Annotated in this window: 14 protein-coding genes; 3 read left to right on the top strand and 11 right to left on the bottom strand. The window is 65.2% G+C overall.

Going from position 1 to position 18,769, the window contains the following annotated elements; translation table 11 throughout:
• Positions 1-6: 6 nt before the first annotated feature.
• From ACEN9F_RS24115 to ACEN9F_RS24130, 4 genes are all read right to left on the bottom strand, one after another.
• On the bottom strand, positions 7-2,619 hold the full coding sequence (locus tag ACEN9F_RS24115) for a pectinesterase family protein (RefSeq protein WP_413424064.1): 2,613 nt from the start codon (positions 2,617-2,619) through the stop codon (positions 7-9).
• Complete coding sequence (locus ACEN9F_RS24120) at positions 2,616-3,416, bottom strand: rhamnogalacturonan acetylesterase (RefSeq protein WP_413424066.1); 801 nt, start codon at positions 3,414-3,416, stop codon at positions 2,616-2,618. The genes ACEN9F_RS24115 and ACEN9F_RS24120 overlap by 4 nt, the downstream gene beginning before the upstream one ends.
• 90 nt (positions 3,417-3,506) lie before the next feature.
• Positions 3,507-6,233 (bottom strand): TonB-dependent receptor plug domain-containing protein, encoded by a 2,727-nt coding sequence (locus tag ACEN9F_RS24125; protein ID WP_413424067.1) that lies wholly within the window; start codon positions 6,231-6,233, stop codon positions 3,507-3,509.
• 228 nt (positions 6,234-6,461) lie between these two features.
• Positions 6,462-7,166: a FadR/GntR family transcriptional regulator gene (locus ACEN9F_RS24130; protein ID WP_413424069.1), complete on the bottom strand. Its 705-nt coding sequence runs from the start codon at positions 7,164-7,166 to the stop codon at positions 6,462-6,464.
• A 321-nt stretch (positions 7,167-7,487) separates the two neighbouring features.
• On the opposite strand from ACEN9F_RS24130, the gene garD reads away from it, so the two are divergent.
• Together garD and ACEN9F_RS24140 are read left to right on the top strand one after the other, a co-directional pair.
• On the top strand, positions 7,488-9,050 hold the full coding sequence (gene garD, locus ACEN9F_RS24135; protein ID WP_413424071.1) for a galactarate dehydratase: 1,563 nt from the start codon (positions 7,488-7,490) through the stop codon (positions 9,048-9,050).
• 20 nt (positions 9,051-9,070) lie between these two features.
• Positions 9,071-9,877, top strand: coding sequence for an NAD-dependent epimerase/dehydratase family protein (locus ACEN9F_RS24140; protein ID WP_413424073.1), 807 nt, complete (start codon positions 9,071-9,073; stop codon positions 9,875-9,877).
• Here the strand turns inward: ACEN9F_RS24140 and ACEN9F_RS24145 are convergent.
• The 6 genes from ACEN9F_RS24145 to ACEN9F_RS24170 form a co-directional block, all read right to left on the bottom strand.
• Entirely contained in the window at positions 9,865-10,875 is a 1,011-nt protein-coding gene (locus ACEN9F_RS24145; protein WP_413424075.1) for a GlxA family transcriptional regulator, read from the bottom strand. The genes ACEN9F_RS24140 and ACEN9F_RS24145 overlap by 13 nt on opposite strands.
• A 90-nt stretch (positions 10,876-10,965) precedes the next feature.
• Positions 10,966-13,326: a CPBP family intramembrane glutamic endopeptidase gene (locus ACEN9F_RS24150; RefSeq protein ID WP_413424077.1), complete on the bottom strand. Its 2,361-nt coding sequence runs from the start codon at positions 13,324-13,326 to the stop codon at positions 10,966-10,968.
• A complete protein-coding gene (locus ACEN9F_RS24155) occupies positions 13,323-14,063 on the bottom strand; it encodes an ABC transporter ATP-binding protein (RefSeq protein ID WP_413424079.1) in 741 nt (246 codons plus the stop codon). Before ACEN9F_RS24155 ends, ACEN9F_RS24150 begins: the two co-directional genes overlap by 4 nt.
• A 63-nt stretch (positions 14,064-14,126) precedes the next feature.
• Positions 14,127-14,801 carry a signal peptidase I gene (gene lepB / locus ACEN9F_RS24160; RefSeq protein WP_413424081.1) on the bottom strand — a complete coding sequence of 225 codons (675 nt, stop codon included), beginning with the start codon at positions 14,799-14,801 and terminating at the stop codon, positions 14,127-14,129.
• A 56-nt stretch (positions 14,802-14,857) separates the two neighbouring features.
• Positions 14,858-16,600: a gamma-glutamyltransferase gene (ggt, locus tag ACEN9F_RS24165; protein WP_413424083.1), complete on the bottom strand. Its 1,743-nt coding sequence runs from the start codon at positions 16,598-16,600 to the stop codon at positions 14,858-14,860.
• Positions 16,601-16,617: 17 nt separating this feature from the next.
• Positions 16,618-17,115, bottom strand: a complete 498-nt coding sequence (locus tag ACEN9F_RS24170; protein WP_413424085.1) for a hypothetical protein — start codon at positions 17,113-17,115, stop codon at positions 16,618-16,620.
• A 149-nt stretch (positions 17,116-17,264) separates the two neighbouring features.
• Between ACEN9F_RS24170 and ACEN9F_RS24175 the strand changes: the two genes are divergently transcribed.
• Positions 17,265-17,528, top strand: coding sequence for a hypothetical protein (locus ACEN9F_RS24175; protein ID WP_413424087.1), 264 nt, complete (start codon positions 17,265-17,267; stop codon positions 17,526-17,528).
• An 81-nt stretch (positions 17,529-17,609) separates the two neighbouring features.
• Here ACEN9F_RS24175 and rpoH read toward each other — a convergent pair whose 3' ends face one another.
• Positions 17,610-18,509, bottom strand: coding sequence for an RNA polymerase sigma factor RpoH (gene rpoH, locus ACEN9F_RS24180; protein WP_413424089.1), 900 nt, complete (start codon positions 18,507-18,509; stop codon positions 17,610-17,612).
• Between the last annotated feature and the right edge of the window lie 260 nt (positions 18,510-18,769).

Genomic DNA, 18,769 nt, shown 5'->3' on the forward strand with positions numbered 1-18,769 from the left:
TGCTCCTTAATCATTTGAATTATTGAACTCGCCGAGGAAAATGTCGGACGGCGAAGAACGGGTTGTGTAGCCGAGATCCTTGGCGGGATCGATGCCGGCCTTGACCAGATTGCTCCAGTAGTCGTCGGAGCTGTATTGGACGGGACGGAAGGACAGGGCGCCCTTCTTGTTCCAGTCCGACCACGGATTCTTCTTGTTGATGTGCGCGCCGATGCGCGAATTGAGCACGACCATCTTGCCGACCGCTTCCAGCGAGACGCGCGCCACGGTGCCCTTCGGCGCCTGGTAGCCGTTCTCCGGCCCGTAGGTGCAGGCGTAGCCGTCGGCGGCGACCGCGCCGTACGGGGTGCAGCGCGAGCTGTGGAACCATTGGCGCAGCAGGGAGAAGGTGCCGCCCCGCGCATTGGCCGAGCCGTCGTGCGTGAAACGGCATTGGTCGAAGACGAAACCGTATCTGGATTTGAGGTGGGTGTCCGGTGCCGCGACGTAGGACAGGCCGCGGTCGCCCAGCGATTTGATCTCCGTCTGGTGGAAGTAGGCGGTGCTGTCGCCGAAGATGAAATCGACGTCGCCCTCGATGTAGGATTGGTTGAAGAAGCTGCGCGAGGTGCTGCCGATCCGCGGCGACTTGAGGTACAGCGTGTCCTGGAAGCCGATCAGGCGGACGTTCTCGAACTGCGCCTTGTCGGCGCCGTCCACCTGCAGCGCCAGCGCCTGGTGGTGGACGTTGTTGACGTTCGGGAGCGCTTCGGCGCGGGCATTGCCGATGTCTTTGTTGTAGCCGTTCTCAAAAGTCAGGTTGCGGGCCTGGAAACCGTTGTTCCGCACCCAGACGGTGGCGGTGCCGAAGGTGCCGATCTGCGCCCGGTCCTTGATGGTGGCGTACATCGCCTGCGCATCCGGCGCGGCCTTGGCGAATTGCGCGCCATGCAGCGCGCTGTAGGCGGCGCCGGTGGTGGAGGCATCCAGTTTGGCGGTCACCCTGGTGGCGCTGGCGTCCTTGCCTTCGCCGTACATCGTGATCGGTGCGGCGGCGGCAGGGATGTAAACCAGCTCCCGGTAGACGCCGGGTTTCAGCAGCAGGTACAGGCGTTTCGCCGGCGCCGCTGCGCTGTCGGCCACGGCGCGGGTCACCGCTTCCTGGATGGTGTTGAAGACACGGTCGCCGTCGGCCCTGGCCGATTGGTCGACGATGTAGTCCGGCTTGAAGGCCGCGCCTTTGGCCAGCGGATCCGACAGCGGATCCCACGGATCGATGGTTTCATTGCCGGCAGCACCGACGTACTTCAGGACTTCGCCATACGAGAACTGCCTTGCCTGGTCCAGTGTGAGCTGCGGACGGCTGATTTCCGCAGTCTCGGGGAAGGCCGGGAAGCGGTTGGCACAGGCGGCTTCGTTGCCCACGCCGGCGATCGCATCGCCCGCCAGTTGCGCGAATTCGATCTTGCGGTCGGCCTTGCCGGCGATGCCGACGTCGCGCAGCGTGGCTTGCAGCGGGCGCTGTTCGTCATAGCCCTGCATGATGACGCGGCCCGGCGTGACGCTGTGCACGCCGTCGAACGAGATGTTGGTGTAGACCGGTATCAACTGGCCGTCGGCCTTGGCGTTGTAGCGTGTGCTGATGTCGATGGGCGCCTTGACGTCGTGCAGGCAGACATTGCGATAGCTGACCTGTTCCACCACGCCGCCGCGCGAGACATCGCTCTTGATGCGCAGGCCGGAGGTGGTGCCGTCCATGCTCAGGTCTTCGACCAGCACGCGGCGCACGCCGCCGTTGGTCTCGCTGCCGATGGACATGCCGTGGCCGCTGTAGAAGCGGTTGTGCAGGATGGAGACGTTCTCCGTCGGCCCATTGTTGCCGGCTTTGATGGCGACGTTGTCGTCGCCGGTGCGGATATGGCTGTAGGCGATGGTGATGTTGCGTGACGAGATGGGATCGATGCCGTCGGTATTGCGCGCCGTGGCTGGCGTATCGATGCGCACGCCCCATGCGGTAAAGCCGTCCACCTTGTTCAGCGTGACGTGGAAGTTGGGCGAATTGCGCAACGTGACCTGGTGCAGCGTGAAGTCCCGCGAGCCGGTGACTTCGATCAGGCGCGGCACGTTCTGGCGGGCGTCTTCCTTCTGTGCGCGGCGCGCCAGCTGCCACCAGGATTCCGTGATGCCGTCCACGACGTTGCCGCCCTGGCCGTCGATGACGCCTTCACCGAAGATGCCGCTGCTTTTCGTATTGTCCGCCGTGATAAAGGGCTTGCAGCCGCGCCCAAGCTTGTCGATGGTGCCGCAGCTGCCGGCGCCACGGTCGTACAGTTTTGGATTGGTGCTGGCGTACAGCGTGGTGCCGTTATCGATCAGCAGGCCGACACCGCTGCGCAGCGTCAGCGGACCGGAGACGAAGCTGCCGGCCGACAGGCGCACCGCCTGTCCTGCCGCGCATTTGTCGATGGTGGCCTGGATGCGGGCCGTGTCGTCACTGGCGGCGCCGGGGGACAGCACGGCGCAGGATGGCGGCGTGGCGGGCTCGATGACTTTGCGCGTGTCCTGGGCCTGCGCGGCGGCGGCCGACAGCAGCAGCGGCAGGATCAGGCCCGCGCCGCGCTTGAAACGAAGTATCGTCACTGTTCGCTCTCCGGCTTGAACTGGCCGGCGATTTCCGGTATCGCGCGCTTCACTTCCTCCATCACCATGCGCGAGAAGTAGGCGGCGCCCTTGGCGCCCACGTGCGTGCGGTCGAAAGCGGATTTGGCGGCGCCGGCGACTTCCACCTTGCCTGCGGCGGTCGCGGTTTCGGCGACCTTCGCGGGACGCGGCGCCATCGCCAGCGTATCGGCTTCGTCTTCGCCCATGGCCTGCACGGCGGCGTAGCTTTCGGCGTTCAGGTCCAGCAGCGGCGCCTTCTGGGCGGCGGCGGTGGCGCGGATCACGTCGGCCCAGGGGCCCAGGTTGTTCTCCAGGACCTTGTCCTTGAAGCTGCGGCGCGTCAGCGGGGTGACCAGCACCGGCACGCCGCCGAGCGCTTTCACTTCCTGCGCGTAGCGCGCAATGTTGACGGGGAATTCGGTTTTCAGGTCGGTCGAACGGCCCGGCTTGCCCGGCTGGTCGTTGTGGCCGAACTGGATCAGGACATAGGTGGCGCGGTAGGCGGCGGCGCCGCGCAGCAGGCCTTCGACTTCGTCCCAGCGGCCTTCGGCGCGGAAGCTGCCGGAGCTGCGGCCGCCCTTGGCCAGGTTGATGCAGGTGTTGGCGCGGTTGACGCGGGCGCAGAAGGCGTCGCCGTAGCCGCTGGTGTTGGCCATCGTAGAGTCGCCGACCAGGATGATGCGGATCGGCTTGGCGGGTGGCGGCGCATCCGCGGCGGCGTGGCCGGCGGCCAGCATGGCCAGCGCGGTTATTGCGGAGAAGAGGGGAAATTTCATGCTGATGTTCCGGTATAAAAAAGGCGCCGGCCGCGTTGCGGTCCGGCGCCGATACTCAGGCGGAGTAACTCAGTTTATGCACCCTTGCTATCACTGGAAGGTGTAGGTGGCACGCACGTTGTAGGCGCGGCCGATGGCGCTGGCTGCGCTGCTCAGGTAACCAAAGCTATACAGGCTGCTGTTGGTGACAGGCGGGTTGACGTTGAACAGGTTGGTCACGCCAGCGGTGATCTGCATGTTCTTGAAACCGTTGTACGTCGTGGTCCAGTTCCATACCTTGTACGAGTTGATGTTGCGCCAGTACTGCTTGGCCACCAGGTTCTGGTCGGTGTACTTGGAGTTGTAGTTCTGGGTCAGCTGCATGTTCCAGTTGCCCTGTGCCCAGTTGATCTTCGCCGTGTGCTTCCAACGGTAGGTGATGATCGGGAAGCTGCTGGTGGTGCCGTTGCTGGCCAGGCCGAACTGGCCGATGTTCGAGACGAACGGGCTGCCGTCATACAGCTGGTTGTCGAACTGGGTCAGGTAGGTGCCGTCGATCGATACCTTGAAGTCGCCGTAGGAAGTGCGCGGGAAGGCATACGAACCCGATACGTCGACGCCGGCCGCTTTCTGGCCACCCAGGTTCATCGTGGTGTTGTTGATGTAGTTGATGGTGCCGTCGGCGTTGCGCACGAAGTACGAGGCGTATTTCACCGGATCGAGGAAGTAGACCTGCTCCGGCAGGTTCGCCAGCATGTTGGTCATGCGGATGTTCCAGTAGTCCAGCGAGATCATCGCGTTCTTGACCGGCTCGATCACGGTACCGAAGGTGAAGCCCTTCGACTTTTCCGGGGTCAGGCTGGCGTTGGAACCGGTCTGCTTCGGCAGCGTGGTGTTGCAGACGGTCGAAGCGACATAGCCTGGCAGCGCGGTGCCGGTGCCGGCCACGCCTGGCGTACCGCCAGGGCAAAGTACCGGATCGTCCCACTTGGCGGCGGTGGTGGTGGTGGCGCCCGGCAGGCGGTAGCCGTAGCGGTCGAACAGCGTCGGTGCGCGGAAGCCGGTGTTGGCCGAGCCGCGGAACATCAGCTGCTTGGTCGGCTCCCAGCGGAAGCTGACCTTCGGATTGATGGTGTTGCCGAAGTCGCTGAAATGGTCGTCACGCACGGCCAGGTTCAGTTCCAGCTTTTTGGTGATTGGCACGTTCAGCTCGGCGAACAGCGCGGCCACGTTGCGCGCGCCTTCGCCGTGCGATGGGCTGGAGTTGGCGTAGGTGACGTCGCCGCTGATCGCCAGCTTGGTGTCTTCCGTGGTGTCGCGGTGGAAGTCGGCGCCGACCGCCAGTGCCAGCGCGCCGCCTTCCAGATCCATCAACGAACGGCTGGCCGTGACGTCGATACCGGTGTAGGTCGATTTCGAGGTGCGGTTCTTGGCGCCGTCGACGCCGATCGATTGCAGGTAAGCCTTGCCGTCGGCGTCTTGCAGGCCGAATGGATTCAGCTTGCCGTTTTTCAGGCCGTCCAGCAGGCCTTGGCCGGTGACGTAGCCCGAGTCGTAGTAGTTGTCGCGCTCGGAGATGCCGGCCACCAGGCCTGCCTTATAGTCCCAGCTTCCCAGCACGCCTTCGGCGCTGATGGCGAGACGCTGGTTCAGCTGCACGTCCTTGGTGGTGGCCAGGCCGAGGTCGGCCACCGCCCAGGTCAGGATCAGCGGTGCGTTGTTCAGGCCCGCCACCGCCGGCACGCCGCCGCTACCGCCCGGATACCATTTGCTGGTCGACGGCAGGGTAGGGGCGACGCCTTTGACAGCCAGCGCGTTGGTCGGGTTCTTGGTGCCCTTGATGAATTCCTCGCCACGCGCGTAGTCGACGGTGATGACGTGGTCTTCGTTCACCTTCTTGGAGCCGCGGGCGTAGAAGGTGACCTGCTGGTTGGCGTACAGCGCGGTGCCGTATTCGTTCGCGTCCAGTACGCAGGTGCCCTTCTGGCCGACGATCGAGTAGGGCGCCAGGCAGCCGCTGGCCGCATACGGGTTCTGCGCGGTCTTGTTGGTCGAGGTGGTGAAGTTGGCCGGGGTGGCGTTGCCGCCGGTGCCCAGCGTCGGCGGACGGCCGATGCTGGTCAGCAGTTCGGCGGAGCTCAGGTAGGCGCGGTCGGCCGAGGCCAGGCGCGTGCGCTGGTGCGCATCGACGGTGGCGTAGAAGCTCCAGCCGTCGCGTTCCAGGTTGCCCTTGCCCCAGGTGGCGCTCAGGCGTTGTTCGTCGCCGCCGCCCTTTTTCTCGGGCTGCACCGCTTGTGCGGTCATCTGCAGGCCTTCGAAGGACGTCTTGGTGATGAAGTTGACCACGCCGCCGATGGCGTCGGAGCCGTAGATCGAGGATGCGCCATCGCGCAGGATCTCGACGCGCGCCAGGGCGCTCATTGGAATGGTGTCCAGGTTGGCGTAGCCGTCGGCGATCGCCTCGTTCGCCAGGCGGCGGCCGTTCAGCAGGACCAGGGTGCGGTTCACGCCCAGGCCGCGCAGATTGATGTTGGTGCCCGAGCCGGCATTCGACGGCGCCAGCGAGGCCGATTGCGGCAGCGCCATCATGACGTCGGCCAGCGTGGTCATGCCTTGCTTGACCAGGTCTTCCGCTTTCAGGGTGCTGACCGGCAGCGAGGCTTCATTGGCCAGGCGTTTGATGCTGGAGCCGGTCACCTCGATGCGGGTCATCGGGGCTTCCTCGGCCTGTTGTGCGGCCGCCTGGTTGGCCAGCGTCATCACGGCCAGCGTGATGGCCGACAGCAGCAGCTTTGGTTGGGCGGAACGGTTTTGGACCGAATGCTCGGACTTGATCATGCTTGTCTCCTTCGTCTTTTTGAATAAAGTTATACGCCGCGCTGGAACAGCGCTGGACGTGAGTGGAGCACCTCGCGTACTCCGTGCCGCTGAGACGAGGGGCCTGTGCACGCACAGCCCGAGGTCGCAGACGGTCAATAACTTGATTGCTTTATTCGCGGACCGGCTTCGAGGCAGGTCCTGCGGCACTTCATACTGCTTATCTTTTTTATGGGTGCTGCTTGTTGCTTATCCTCGCGAGAAGGTGCGGGTCACGCGTTCCAGGTGGGCGCGCATGGCTTTGCGCGCGCCGGCCGGATCGTGGGCGGCGATCGCCTCCAGGATGCGGCGGTGGTCCTTCAGCGTTTCCTGACGCAGTTCCTCGGTCTGGAAGTGTTCTTTCAGTTTGTGCCACAGGCGGCCGCGCTGGTCCCACAGGTAGTTCAGCGATCCGACCAGCGCGCTGTTGCCGGTGGCGCGCGCGATGGCCAGGTGGAAGTTGCGGTCGGCCTGCTCGTTGCTTGAATAATTGGCGTGATTCTGTTCCATCTCGACCACCGCCTGCATGATGGCGTCGATGGCGCTGTCGGTGGCGACGCGGGCGGCGATGGCGGCGATTTCGGATTCGATCAGGCGGCGCGCGGACAGCACTTCAAACGGTCCCGGTCCGGCTTCCGGCAGGTCCGCCGCGGCCGGCTCGGGCAGTTCGCTGACATACACGCCGGAACCGCCGCGCACTTCGATCACGCCGCCCAGCTCCAGCGCGATCAGCGCTTCGCGCAGCGAGGCGCGGCTGACGCTGAGCTTGGTCGCCAGGTCGCGCTCGGACGGCAGGCGCTCGCCGGCGGCGATGTGCTCGTCGCGGATCAGCTCCTGGATGCGGTCGGCCACGACGCGGTACAAGCGCGGTTCGTGGGCATTGCCGTCAGCAGGGGCGGAAGTCTTTTTCAGCATGATGTCTCGTATTCTTGTGGTGGCTTTGATATCGCCATCTGGTCAGGCCATTCTAAGGTGGTCAGACCAAATAAGCAATGTGGACTAGCCAAATTAATCTTTAGCTGTCATACTAAAATCGTCTGGCAGCCTTCCGGGGCCCGTGTTTTCAGGGCTGTTTCCTGGTAAACAGCGGGCAAGCAGCAAGTATACAGGCTGTGGCGTGTAGGCCACAAAGAAACCGGCCGGCCGCAAAAGAAAGTGGCCTGACCGCTTTGCAGTACAAAAAAACAACGCGAAAAACAACGTTTGCCGGGATCTTTGCCCGGAAAAGGAATTCAGATGACGACACCGACCAGCGCCAACACACCGCGCTACATCCTCATGCACGATAACGATAACGTCGCGATCGTCGTCAACGATGGCGGATTGCCCGCCGGCGCCGTCTTCGAAAACGGCCTGGCGCTATTGGAAGCGGTCCCGCAAGGCCACAAGGTGGCGCTGGGCGACCTGGCCAAGGGCGCCCCGGTCACCCGCTACAACGTCACCATCGGCTTTGCCGCGCGCGACATCGCCGCCGGCAGCTGGGTCAACGAACAGAATGTCGAGATGCCGGCCGCGCGCGAGCTGGTCAACCTGCCGATATCCACCGTCAAGCCGCCGCCGTCCGAACCGCTGGAAGGCTATACCTTCGAAGGCTTCCGCAATCCGGACGGCAGCGTCGGCACCCGCAACATCCTGGCCATCACCACCACCGTGCAGTGCGTGTCGGGCGTGGTGGAGTTCGCGGTCGACCGCATCAAGAAGGAACTGCTGCCCAAGTATCCGAACGTCGACGACGTGGTCTGCCTTGAGCACACCTATGGCTGCGGCGTGGCGATCGACGCGCCCGGCGCCAACATCCCGATCCGCACGGTGCGCAACATCGCCCTCAATCCCAACTTCGGCGGCCAGGCCATGACGGTCAGCCTCGGTTGCGAGAAGCTGCAGCCGACGCGCCTGTTCCCGAAGGGCTCGATCCCGATCCAGAACAACGGCGGCGCCGATCCCGCGCTGGTCTGCCTGCAGGACGCGCAGCACGTCGGCTTCATGTCGATGATCGAATCGATCATGAAGCAGGCCGAGACCAACCTGATCGCACTGGACAAGCGCCGCCGCGAAACCGTGCCGGCCTCCGAGCTGGTGGTCGGCGTGCAGTGCGGCGGCAGCGACGCCTTCTCCGGCGTGACCGCCAATCCGGCCGTGGGCTATGCCACCGACCTGCTGGTGCGCGCCGGCGCCACCGTGATGTTCTCGGAAGTGACCGAAGTGCGCGACGGTATCGACCAGCTGACCTCCCGCGCGTCGACGCCGGAAGTGGCCGAGGCCATGATCCGCGAGATGGCGTGGTACGACAATTACCTGACGCGCGGCGGCGTCGACCGCAGCGCCAACACCACGCCCGGCAACAAGAAGGGCGGCCTGTCGAACATCGTCGAGAAGGCCATGGGCTCGATCGTCAAGTCGGGCAGCAGCCCGATCTCCGGCGTGCTGTCGCCGGGCGACAAGCTGACGCAGAAGGGCCTGATCTACGCCGCCACCCCGGCCAGCGATTTCATTTGCGGCACGCTGCAGGTGGCGGCCGGCATGAACCTGCACATCTTCACCACCGGCCGCGGCACGCCATACGGCCTGGCCGAAGTGCCGGTGATTAAAGTCGCGACCCGCAACGACCTGGCCGTCCGCTGGCACGACCTGATGGACATCAACGCCGGCCGTATCGCCAGCGGCGAAGCCACCATCGCCGATGTCGGCTGGGAGATGTTCCAGCTGCTGCTGGACGTCGCCAGCGGACGCAAGACCTGGGCCGAGAAATGGAAACTGCATAACGCACTGGTGCTGTTCAACCCGGCCCCGGTGACCTGATAACAAAGAGACCAACGATCATGACCAAACCATTCAAACGATTGCTGCTGACCGGCGCCGCCGGCGGCCTGGGTAAAATTCTGCGCGACCGCATCAAGCCGTGGGCCGATGTGGTGGTGCTGTCCGATATCGCCGACATGGGCGAGGCGCGCGAGGGCGAGGAGATCGTCCAGTGCGACCTGTCCGACAAGGCGGCGGTGATGCAGCTGCTGGAAGGCGTGGAAGCGGTGCTGCACTTCGGCGGCATCTCGACCGAGAACACCTTCGAGAACATCGTCTCCGCCAACATCGTGGGCACGGCCAATCTGTATGAGGCGGCGCACAAGCACGGCGTCAAGCGCGTGATCTTCGCCAGCTCGAATCATACCGTCGGCTTCTACCGCAACACCGACTACATCGACGCGGACGCCCGCACGCGCCCGGACAGCTTCTACGGCGTCAGCAAATGCTTCGGCGAGCAGCTGGCCAGCTATTACTACGACCGCACCGGCCTGGAGACGGTTTGCCTGCGCATCGGTTCGTCGTTCCCGGAACCGGTCGACCCGCGCATGATGGTGACCTGGCTCAGCTACGACGACCTGGTCGAGGCGCTGCGCTGCTCGCTGTTCGCCCAGCGCGTCGGCTTTACGATCCTGTTCGGCGCGTCGAACAACGAGGCCAAGTGGTGGGACAACCGCAAGGCGTCGCACCTGGGCTTCAATCCGAAGGACAGCTCGGCGCAATTCGCCGGCAAGTTCCCGGACACCGGTGCTTACCCCGACCGCAACGCCGCCGTCACCTATCACGGCGGCGGCTTCGCGCTGGCGGAAGTGCGCTACAAGGACTGACCCGGTTCCGCGCCGGCGCCGTGGCTGGAGAACCGGCTGCGGTACTGGCCGGGACTGACGCCCAGCTGGCGCTGGAACACGCGCCGCAGATTCTGCTCTTCCACATATCCCATGCTGGCCGCGACGGTTTTCAGCGGCAGCGTGGTTTTCTCCAGCGCCCTGCAGGCGGCCTCCAGCCGCATCGCTTCCACCATCTTGCCCGGCGTGCGTCCCAACTGGGCGGCATAGCTGCGGGCGAAGGTGCGCGGCGTCATGCCGGCTTGTTCGGCCAGTCTTTCCACCGTCAGGTTTTCATGCAGGCGGGCGGCAACCCATGCGTGCAGATCGTCGAAGCGTCCACCTTCGTGCGTTTGCGCCGCCAGCGGCACGCTGAACTGCGACTGGCCGCCGGTGCGCTTGATGAACATCACCAGCTGGCGCGCCGTTTCGATGGCGACGTGGTGGCCGTAGTCCTCCTCGATCAGGGCCAGCGTCAGGTCGATGCCGGCGCTGACGCCGGCCGAGGTCCATACCGAACCATCCTTGATGAAAATTTTATCGGCATCGATATCGATGCCGGGATGCTTTTGCTGCAGGCGTTCCACCCATTCCCAGTGGGTGGCTGCGCGCTTGCCCTCCAGTTGCCCGGCGGCCGCCAGCAGGAAGGCGCCGGTGCAGACGGAACACAGGCGTCGTACCTTGGGCGCCTGCCGCACGATCCAGTTGACCAGTGCCGGCGGCGCGTAATACTCCTGGCCCTTGCAGCCGCCCGGCGCGATCAGCGTGTCGATGGCGAAGCTCTCCAGCGTGGAGATGGCGACGGTCATGACGGACAGGCCGGCGCTGGTGGTGATCAAGCCGCCGTCGGCGGAAGCGACGATGGTGTCGTACAGCGGCGGGCCGGTGCCGGCGTGACGCTTGCTGGCGGTCGCCAGCGCCTGCAAGGGGCCGGACAGGTCCAGCAGGTTCATGTCGTCGTAGGCGAGCAGCACGACGCGCCGCGTTGGTGTCATTTGCATAGGCTGGTTTCCGATCAGGGGCGATAGGAAGGATACCCGAACTCCAGCGCGACGCGGTAGGCGGTGCCGCCGCCGTGGCGCCGCGCTGGCCTACCTCCAGAACTGTATGCTCATCACCGAGGCGTTGTAGATGGCGTGGACCAGCATGGGCGCCAGCAAGGTCTTGCTGCGTTCATAGGTCCATGCGGTGCACAAGCCGAGCACGAACACCGGCAGCATCGATAGCGGTGGATGGATCACCGCGAAGATCGCGGCGCTGGCCAGCATGGCCGGCGCGGCGGACATCGAGCGCCGCAGCCCGCCGTAGATCAAGCCCCGGAAAATAAACTCTTCGCACAATGGCGCGGCCACGACCGCCAGCACGACTACCCAGCCGCGCTGGTCCATCGCCGCCGTTGCCGATTTGGTGATCTCGGCCCACAAGGTCGTGTGCTGGATGGCGGTCAGGTAGGCCAGCCCCGCGGCGCAGGCGACGGCTGCCGCCGGCGCGGCGGCGCGCAGCGACAGCTTGATGTCGACGCCGCGCAGGATGGCCGGCACGCCGGCGGTCTTGCCGCGCCAGTAGACCAGCCGCATCAGGCCATACACCAGCAGGCCGGCGACGCCGAAGGCGACGGTCACCGCCGGCACGTCGACCTTCTTCGGGTCGTCGCTGAACACCAGTATCGCGATCCCCTGCAGGATGAAGAAGGCGGTGGCGGCGATCAGGCCGTCCGAGGTGGAGACACGCGGTGGCGGCGCGGCCGCGGGGTCGAGCAGGTAGGGCAGGGCGTCGCGCGCCTTCTGCCACAGCGCTAGCGCCAGCGACGAGGTCAGCACCATGACGACCACTTTCTGCGGCCACGCATTGCTGTAGATCGACCAGGTGTAGAAGCTGGCCAGCAGCATGTAGAGATAGATGTAGGTTGGCCGCACGCGGCCGCGCGCCTCGACCGCCAGCGGATCGCAGGCGAATACCCCGAGCGAGACCGCGATCATCGAGTAGATCGGTATGCCGGCGGCGACGATCGACACCAGCACCAGCATGCTCCAGTCGAAGTGCACGGTGTACCAGGCGCTGATGCCGATCACGATCAGCGGATAGACCATGGTCAGCACGCCCCACAGCTGCGCCTTTTCCTTCAACACGCTTTCGATCGAGCGCGGCACGGTGTACAGCAGCCACAGGACCTGGCCTTCGTTGTTCAGCGTCTGGAAGGCCGACAGCATCAGCACGTAGACGCCGATGCCGAAGGCGATGGCGGCGGCCACCGCGTGATGCTCGCCCAGCTCCGCCAGGCTATTCAGCTTGCCGTTGAAGACCATCTGGCTGCCGACGATAATCACCGGTAGCAGCAGCGTCTGGAACAGGAAGTTGCGGTCGCGGCTCAGCAGCCGCAGCTCGCGGCGCTTGACGGGCGACAGCCATGATGACAGCCGGCCGCCGCCGGCCGCGGCGCCGGCCGGCAGCTTGCGCCGCCCGCTCTCGCGCGCGCTGGAGCCCACCACGCCGTTGCGTAGCTGGTAGCGCAGCAGCGCGATGCCGCCCCACAGCAGCAGTGCGGTCTGTGCCAGCAGCAGGCCGGCCTTCAACGACAGCTGTTGCAGGCCCTGCGCCTGGATCGCCTGCAGCGCCAGGCCGGGCGGCGTCCAGCTGGCCCAGGCCGGAAAGCCGCGCGCCCATTCCATCGCGAAGCTGCTGGCCTGCGGCATGCCGAGCGCCATGACGAAGTAGATCAGCGGCAGGTTGAACAAGCCGGTGACCGCCTGCAGGTTGCGCAGCTGCGAGGCCGGCAGCCACATGCGCAGGCCGGTGTCGGTCAGCGTGTGCAGCAGCGCGGCCAGCGGCAGCAGCACGGCCGTGGCCAGCAGCGCGATCGGCAGCGCGCTCCAGGCGAAGCCGGAATGCCAGGCGATCAGGCCGTAGGCGGGGACCAGCGCGAACATGCCGCTGATATTGCTGGCGCTGCGCTCGAGCACGCGCCCCCATACCAGCGTCGTGCGCCGCACCGGCATCGTCACCAGCCATTCCAGGTCCCAGTCCGGCTGCGCCAGTTCCTTGCTGCCCAGCGGCAGCAGCACCGCGATGAAGAACAGGATCGATACTTCCATCGTCAGGCCGCGCACCAGCGCCGGCGCGAAAGGCGCCGTCGCCAGTTCGTCGGCCGCCGTGCCGAGATCGACGCGCGTCTCGCCCTGCTTGTCGAGCGACCGGCATTCGCTGGCCTGATCGAGCTGGCACTGCATATTGAGCACCACGCCGTTCGACAGGCTGGCGACCGAAAAGGACATGAACAGCGTCATCACCAGCGTCAGTATCCACAGGCTGCCGCGCTTGCCGGCGATGCCGTCGCGGGCCTTCTTTTTCTTGAAGCCGCGGAACAGCTGGTTGGCCAGCATATTGCGCTGGCGCCGCAGGCGCATGCTGGTCATCAGCCAGATGGCGCGGGCCGCTGTCGGCTGCTGCATCATTGCACGGTCTCGGCGTCGGCTTCGCTGGTGATCTTGAGGAACACGTCCTCCAGCGAACCGCTGGCGGAGGCGTCGGCGCGCAGCTGGTCCAGCGTGCCGGTGGCGACCAGCTGGCCGTGGTGGATGATGCCGACGCGGTCGCACAGCTTTTCCGCCATGTCCAGCAAATGGGTGGAGACGAAGATGGTGACGCCGCGCGCGGCCGCCGCCAGCAGGCGTTCCTGCACCTCGCGCGAGGCGCGCGGATCGAGGCCGTTGATCGGTTCGTCGAGGATCAGCACCGCCGGCTCGTGGATCAGCGCGCAGGCCAGGCCGAGGCGCTTCTTCATGCCCAGCGAGTAGTTGACCGCATAATCCTCGGCGGCTTCCTGCAGGCCGAACTCGGCCAGCAGGCGGGCGCCGCGTTCGGTCGCCTCGGCGCGCGGATAGCCGTGCATCTCGGCGACGAATTGCAGGATCTCGCGGCCGCGCAGGTAGTCGTAGAAGATGGGCGTGTCGGGCAGGTAGCCGACGCGGCGCTTGACCTCGGCCGGCTCGGCGTGGCAATCGAGGCCGTCGATCAGCACGCGGCCGGCGCTGGGCACCAGGATGCCCATCATCATGCGGATGGTGGTGGTCTTGCCGGCGCCGTTGGGGCCGAGGAAGCCGAACACTTCGCCGCGCTGCACCGACAGCGTCAGCGGCTTGACGGCGTTAAAGCCGCCGTAGACTTTGGACAGACCCTGGAATGTGATCATGGTTGGCGCCGGCAATGTTATTAAATTTACTAGCTATCATAGCATCGCCGGCGCCGCCGGGGGTTATCGGGGATAGAGGCTCATGCCGAAGCGCTCGGTGCGCGGCGCCCAGTTGCCGGTGATATCGGCCGAGGCCAGCACGCGCTCGGCGCGGCCGATCAGCAGCGCGCGCGGCACCAGGCCGATGTAGCGCGAATCCTCGCTGTTGTCGCGGTTATCGCCCAGCATCATGTACTGGCCGGGCGGCACCGTGAGCGGATCGAAGTTGCGGCGCGCCTGTATCTGCGGCAGGAACTGGATCGCGTGGGTGCGGTCGCCCAGCGATTCGCCGACGCGCACGGCGGCGATGTCGCCCACGCCCTTGATGGTTTCGGTGGTGTGGCCGATGGCGGCGTAGCCTGCCTGCCGGCCGTTGATGATGAGCTGCTCGTTGCGCATCTCGACGCGGTCGCCCGGCAGCGCGATCACGCGCTTGATCAGGCGCGTGCCGTTGAGCGGCGAGGAAAAGGTGACGATGTCGCCGCGCTGCGGTTCGCCGGTCCGGCCGAGCACGATGTCGGTCAGCGGCAGCTTGACGTTGTAGGCCAGGCGGTTGACGAACACCACGTCGCCTTCCAGCAGGTTGGGGTGCATCGACGCCGACGGAATCGGATTCCAGTCGGCGACGGCGGTGCGGAAGATGCCGAACAGCATCAGGAACATCAGAAAGCCCTTGTTGGCGCGCACCCAGTTTTTCATTGTGATCTCCCTCGTGGTTGGAGATGGCAGTGTGTGATCAAATTCTTAATCAGACCTTAGTGCGCCGGCTTTTGCACCAGCGCGCTGCCGGCGCCGTGGCGGCGGCCTTCGCTGACCGCGGTGACGGTGCCGTCGGGATTGAACACCAGCGCGTTGGCGGCGCCGATTTCTTCCGGCGTCCGGTCCCAGTGCTGGCCGGTTTTCTCCAGCGCTTTCGCCTGCGCGCTGCCCGGGAAGCCGGGCTCGACATCGGTCGCCATGCCGTTGCGCTCCGACAGGCGCGGGGCGTTGACGGCGTCCGGCATGCTCATGCCGAGGTCGACGTAGTTGACGATCGTCTGCAGCACGGTGGTGATGATGGTGGCGCCGCCGGGGCTGCCGATCGAGAACGCCGGCTTGCCGTCCTTGAAGGCCAGCGTCGGCGACATGCTGCTGCGCGGCCGCTTGCCCGCCTCCGGCACGTTCGGATGCGGGCCGGAGAAATCGAAATCGGTCATCTCGTTGTTCAGCAGGAAGCCGTAGCCCGGCACCACGATGCCGCTGCCGCCCCACGATTCGATGGTGTAGGTGTAGGAGACGATGTTGCCGTCCTTGTCAGACACCGTCAGGTGCGTGGTGTGCGCGCCTTCGGCCAGCAGCTTGTTGGCGTTGGGCCGCAGCGGCACGCTGGCGTCGTTCTGGAACGGATACGGATCGCCGGCCGGCGCCTGCACGCTGGCCTGGGCAGGATTGATCAACTCGCGGCGGCGCGCGGCGTAGTCCTTGCTGAGCAGGCCGGCGACGGGGGCGTCGACGAATTCCGGATCGGCCAGGTAGGCGTTGCGGTCGGCGAAGGCCAGGCGGCTCGCTTCCAGGTACAGGTGCTCGGCCTTGTCGCGCGGCATGGACTTGAGGTCGTAGCCTTCCAGGATATTCAGCGCTTCGGCCACGGCGACGCCGCCGCTGCTCGGCAACGGCATGCCGTAAAGATCGTAGCCGCGGTAGGTGCTGCGCACAGGCTGGCGCAGGCGCGCTTCATAGTTGGACAGGTCGGCCAGCGTCATCCGGCCGGCGTGGGCCTGCACCGCGTCGACGATGGCGCGCGCCATCCTGCCTTCATAGAATACCTTGATGCCGCCGGCCGCCAACGCCCGGTAGGACTTGGCCAGGTCGGGATTGCGCAGCGTACTGCCAGCCGGGATCGCCTTGCCGTTCCTCAGGTACAGCGCGGCGGTGGCGGGGAACATGCTGAACTTGCCGACGTTGCCTTCGACCAGGTGCGTGAAGTTGTCGTTGACCTTGAAGCCCTCGCTGGCGACCGTGATCGCCGGCGCCAGCACCTGCTTGAACGACATCGAGCCGTAGCGCTCCAACGCCTCGTGCCAGCCGCGCACCGTGCCCGGCACGCCGACCGACCTGCCGCTGGCGAGGACCTGGTCGAAATCCATGGGCTTGCCGTTTTCCTGGAACACGGTCGGCGTGAAGCTGGCCGGCGCCGTCTCGCGGTGATCGATGGTGATCACGCGCTTGTCCTTGGCCAGGTAGATCACCATGAAGCCGCCGCCGCCGATGCCGCAGCTGAACGGATCGGTCACGCCCAGCGTGGCCGCCGCCGCGACGGCCGCGTCGATGGCGTTGCCGCCCTTGTCGAGGATGGCCAGAGCGGCTTTCGAGGCCGGCTCGCTGATGGTCGCGACCGCGCCGCCGGTGCCGGTGGCGACCGGCGTCTTGGCGTAGGCTGGCAGCGACAGCGGGAAAACGATGGAGAAGGCGAGGGAGGAAACGAGGAGGGTGCGGACTGGGCGGATGGTCGGTGGCATGTGGTCGCGGGCTCGGGTCAAGGTGAGGAAATATTGCTCACCTTTAAGCTTACCCGATAATCCGGCGCCGGTTCATTTTTGGCCGGGACCGCTTGCGGCTCGACGCCGGCCAGCGTGAAGGTCAGGCCGCCCTGGGTGACGCTGGGCGTACCGTTGGGCATGCTGTCGGACAGCACGAAGTTGCTGGTGCCGCCGTCGGGCTGGGTCAGCGTGAAGCTGTAGCTGATGTAGCCGGCCCAGACGCAGACGGCGCCGACGCGGCAGCGGCTGTCGTTGACGCGCTCCAGCCGCACCACGGGCGCGCTGCCGACGGCGCCGGCCACGCCGGGAGTGGCGGCCGGCGCGATGGCGACGCTGGCGCCCTGGCGCAAGACATAGGTGGTGGCGAAGCGCGCCGGGGCGGCCGGCGCGGCCTGGCGCCCCGCGCCGGAGGCGGCGCCGCAGGCATACAGCATGGCCATGATGGCGGCGAGCAGGGGCAGGACCAGCAACTGCCGCAATATGGTTTTTTTCATGATCGACCTCCGTCAGTGTGAGGCAAGCTTAGCAAAAAGATCACGCCGGCGGCGCACGAACCGCACGCATGCAGCGTTGGGTCAAACTAAGTCGGCGCGCCCGCTCCAAGCTGCGTAGAATGTCTGCTTTGAATCAACCAGGACACATCATGAAAAAAACCGGCATGGCGAAAAGTGACGCCAAAAAACTGATGGGCAAGATGGCTGCCCCGGGAGCGGCCGGTTTCGGCAAGGCGGCTGACGTCGTCGACAAGAAAGAACAACGCAAGCGCGATCAAGAGTTGGGACTGGTGCCGTTCGCGGTCAAGCTGAACGGCGACCTGGTGCAACAACTGCACGCGCAGGCCAAGGAACGCGCGCTGGACATGAACCAGCTGGTGGCAACGCTGCTGGCCAAGGGCCTGGCGGCTTAATCACACAGCAAAAGAACAAAAAACCCTCCGGCACCGGACGCGATCGCGTTCAGGCTGGAGGGTTTTTTTTGCCCGGGCGGCTTAGACGAACGCCGCCAGCGAGCCTTTCATTTTCTTCAGCGCGGCCGATTCGATCTGGCGGATGCGCTCGGCCGATACGCCGAATTCGTCCGCCAGCGTGTGCAGCGTGGCGCCGGAACCGTCGTCGTTGGCCAGCCAGCGGGCTTCGACGATGCGGCGCGAACGGGCGTCCAGCTTGCCCAGCGCCTGCTCCAGGCCTTCCGATTGCAGACGGGTCACCTGTTCGGCTTCCAGCACGCGGGTCGGTTCGCTGTGCTCGGACGACAGGTAGGCGATCGGCGCGAACTTGTCATCTTCATCATCGTTCGGCGATTCCAGCGCGATGTCGCGGCCGCTCAGGCGGGTTTCCATTTCGATCACTTCTTCGCGCTTGACGTCCAGCGTCTTGGCCAGCTGGTCGATCTGCGCCGGCGTCATCGCGTCCAGGCCGGTCTTGTGGCTGCGCAGGTTGAAGAACAGCTTGCGCTGCGCCTTCGTCGTCGCCACTTTGACCAGGCGCCAGTTTTTCAGGATGTATTCATGCATCTCGGCCTTGATCCAGTGCATCGCATAGGACACCAGGCGCACGCCCTGGTCCGGATCGAAGCGCTTGACCGCTTTCATCAGGCCGATATTGCCTTCCTGGATCAGATCGGCGTGCGGCAGGCCGTAGCCCAGGTAGCCGCGGGCGATCGAGACCACCAGGCGCAGGTGCGACAGCACCAGCTCCTGCGCGGCGCCCAGGTCGTTTTGCTCTTTCAGGCGCTTGGCCAGCGAGATTTCATCGTCGTGCGTCAGCATCGGCAGGCGGTTGACGGCCGAAATGTAGGCGTCCAGGTTCCCCAGGTTGCCAGTGAACCCGAGTCCCAGAGCACTATTGTTGGCAGGTACCAACGCGGTCGGTGCGGACATCATATTCATTTTCATTCCTTCGCTCGATGGTGTGACAGTTGCTGCAGAGAACTCATTGCTCTTCAGTTCACGTATATTAGCACTCTCCTTCGTTGAGTGCCAATCACCAAATATTTATCGGCTTGATAGTAAAAATACTATGAGGTTTTTAAGCATCATGGCTTCTTTTAAACAGCATGCGCGATGGAGCTTAGGCCAGACTTAATCATAGGGAGGGCAGGTGGGCCCTTCGGTGCGCGGACGCACGGAAGGGCCGAGGCGACGGTTCA

Source organism: Duganella sp. CT11-25, assembly GCF_047302815.1.
GTDB lineage: Bacteria > Pseudomonadota > Gammaproteobacteria > Burkholderiales > Burkholderiaceae_D > Rugamonas.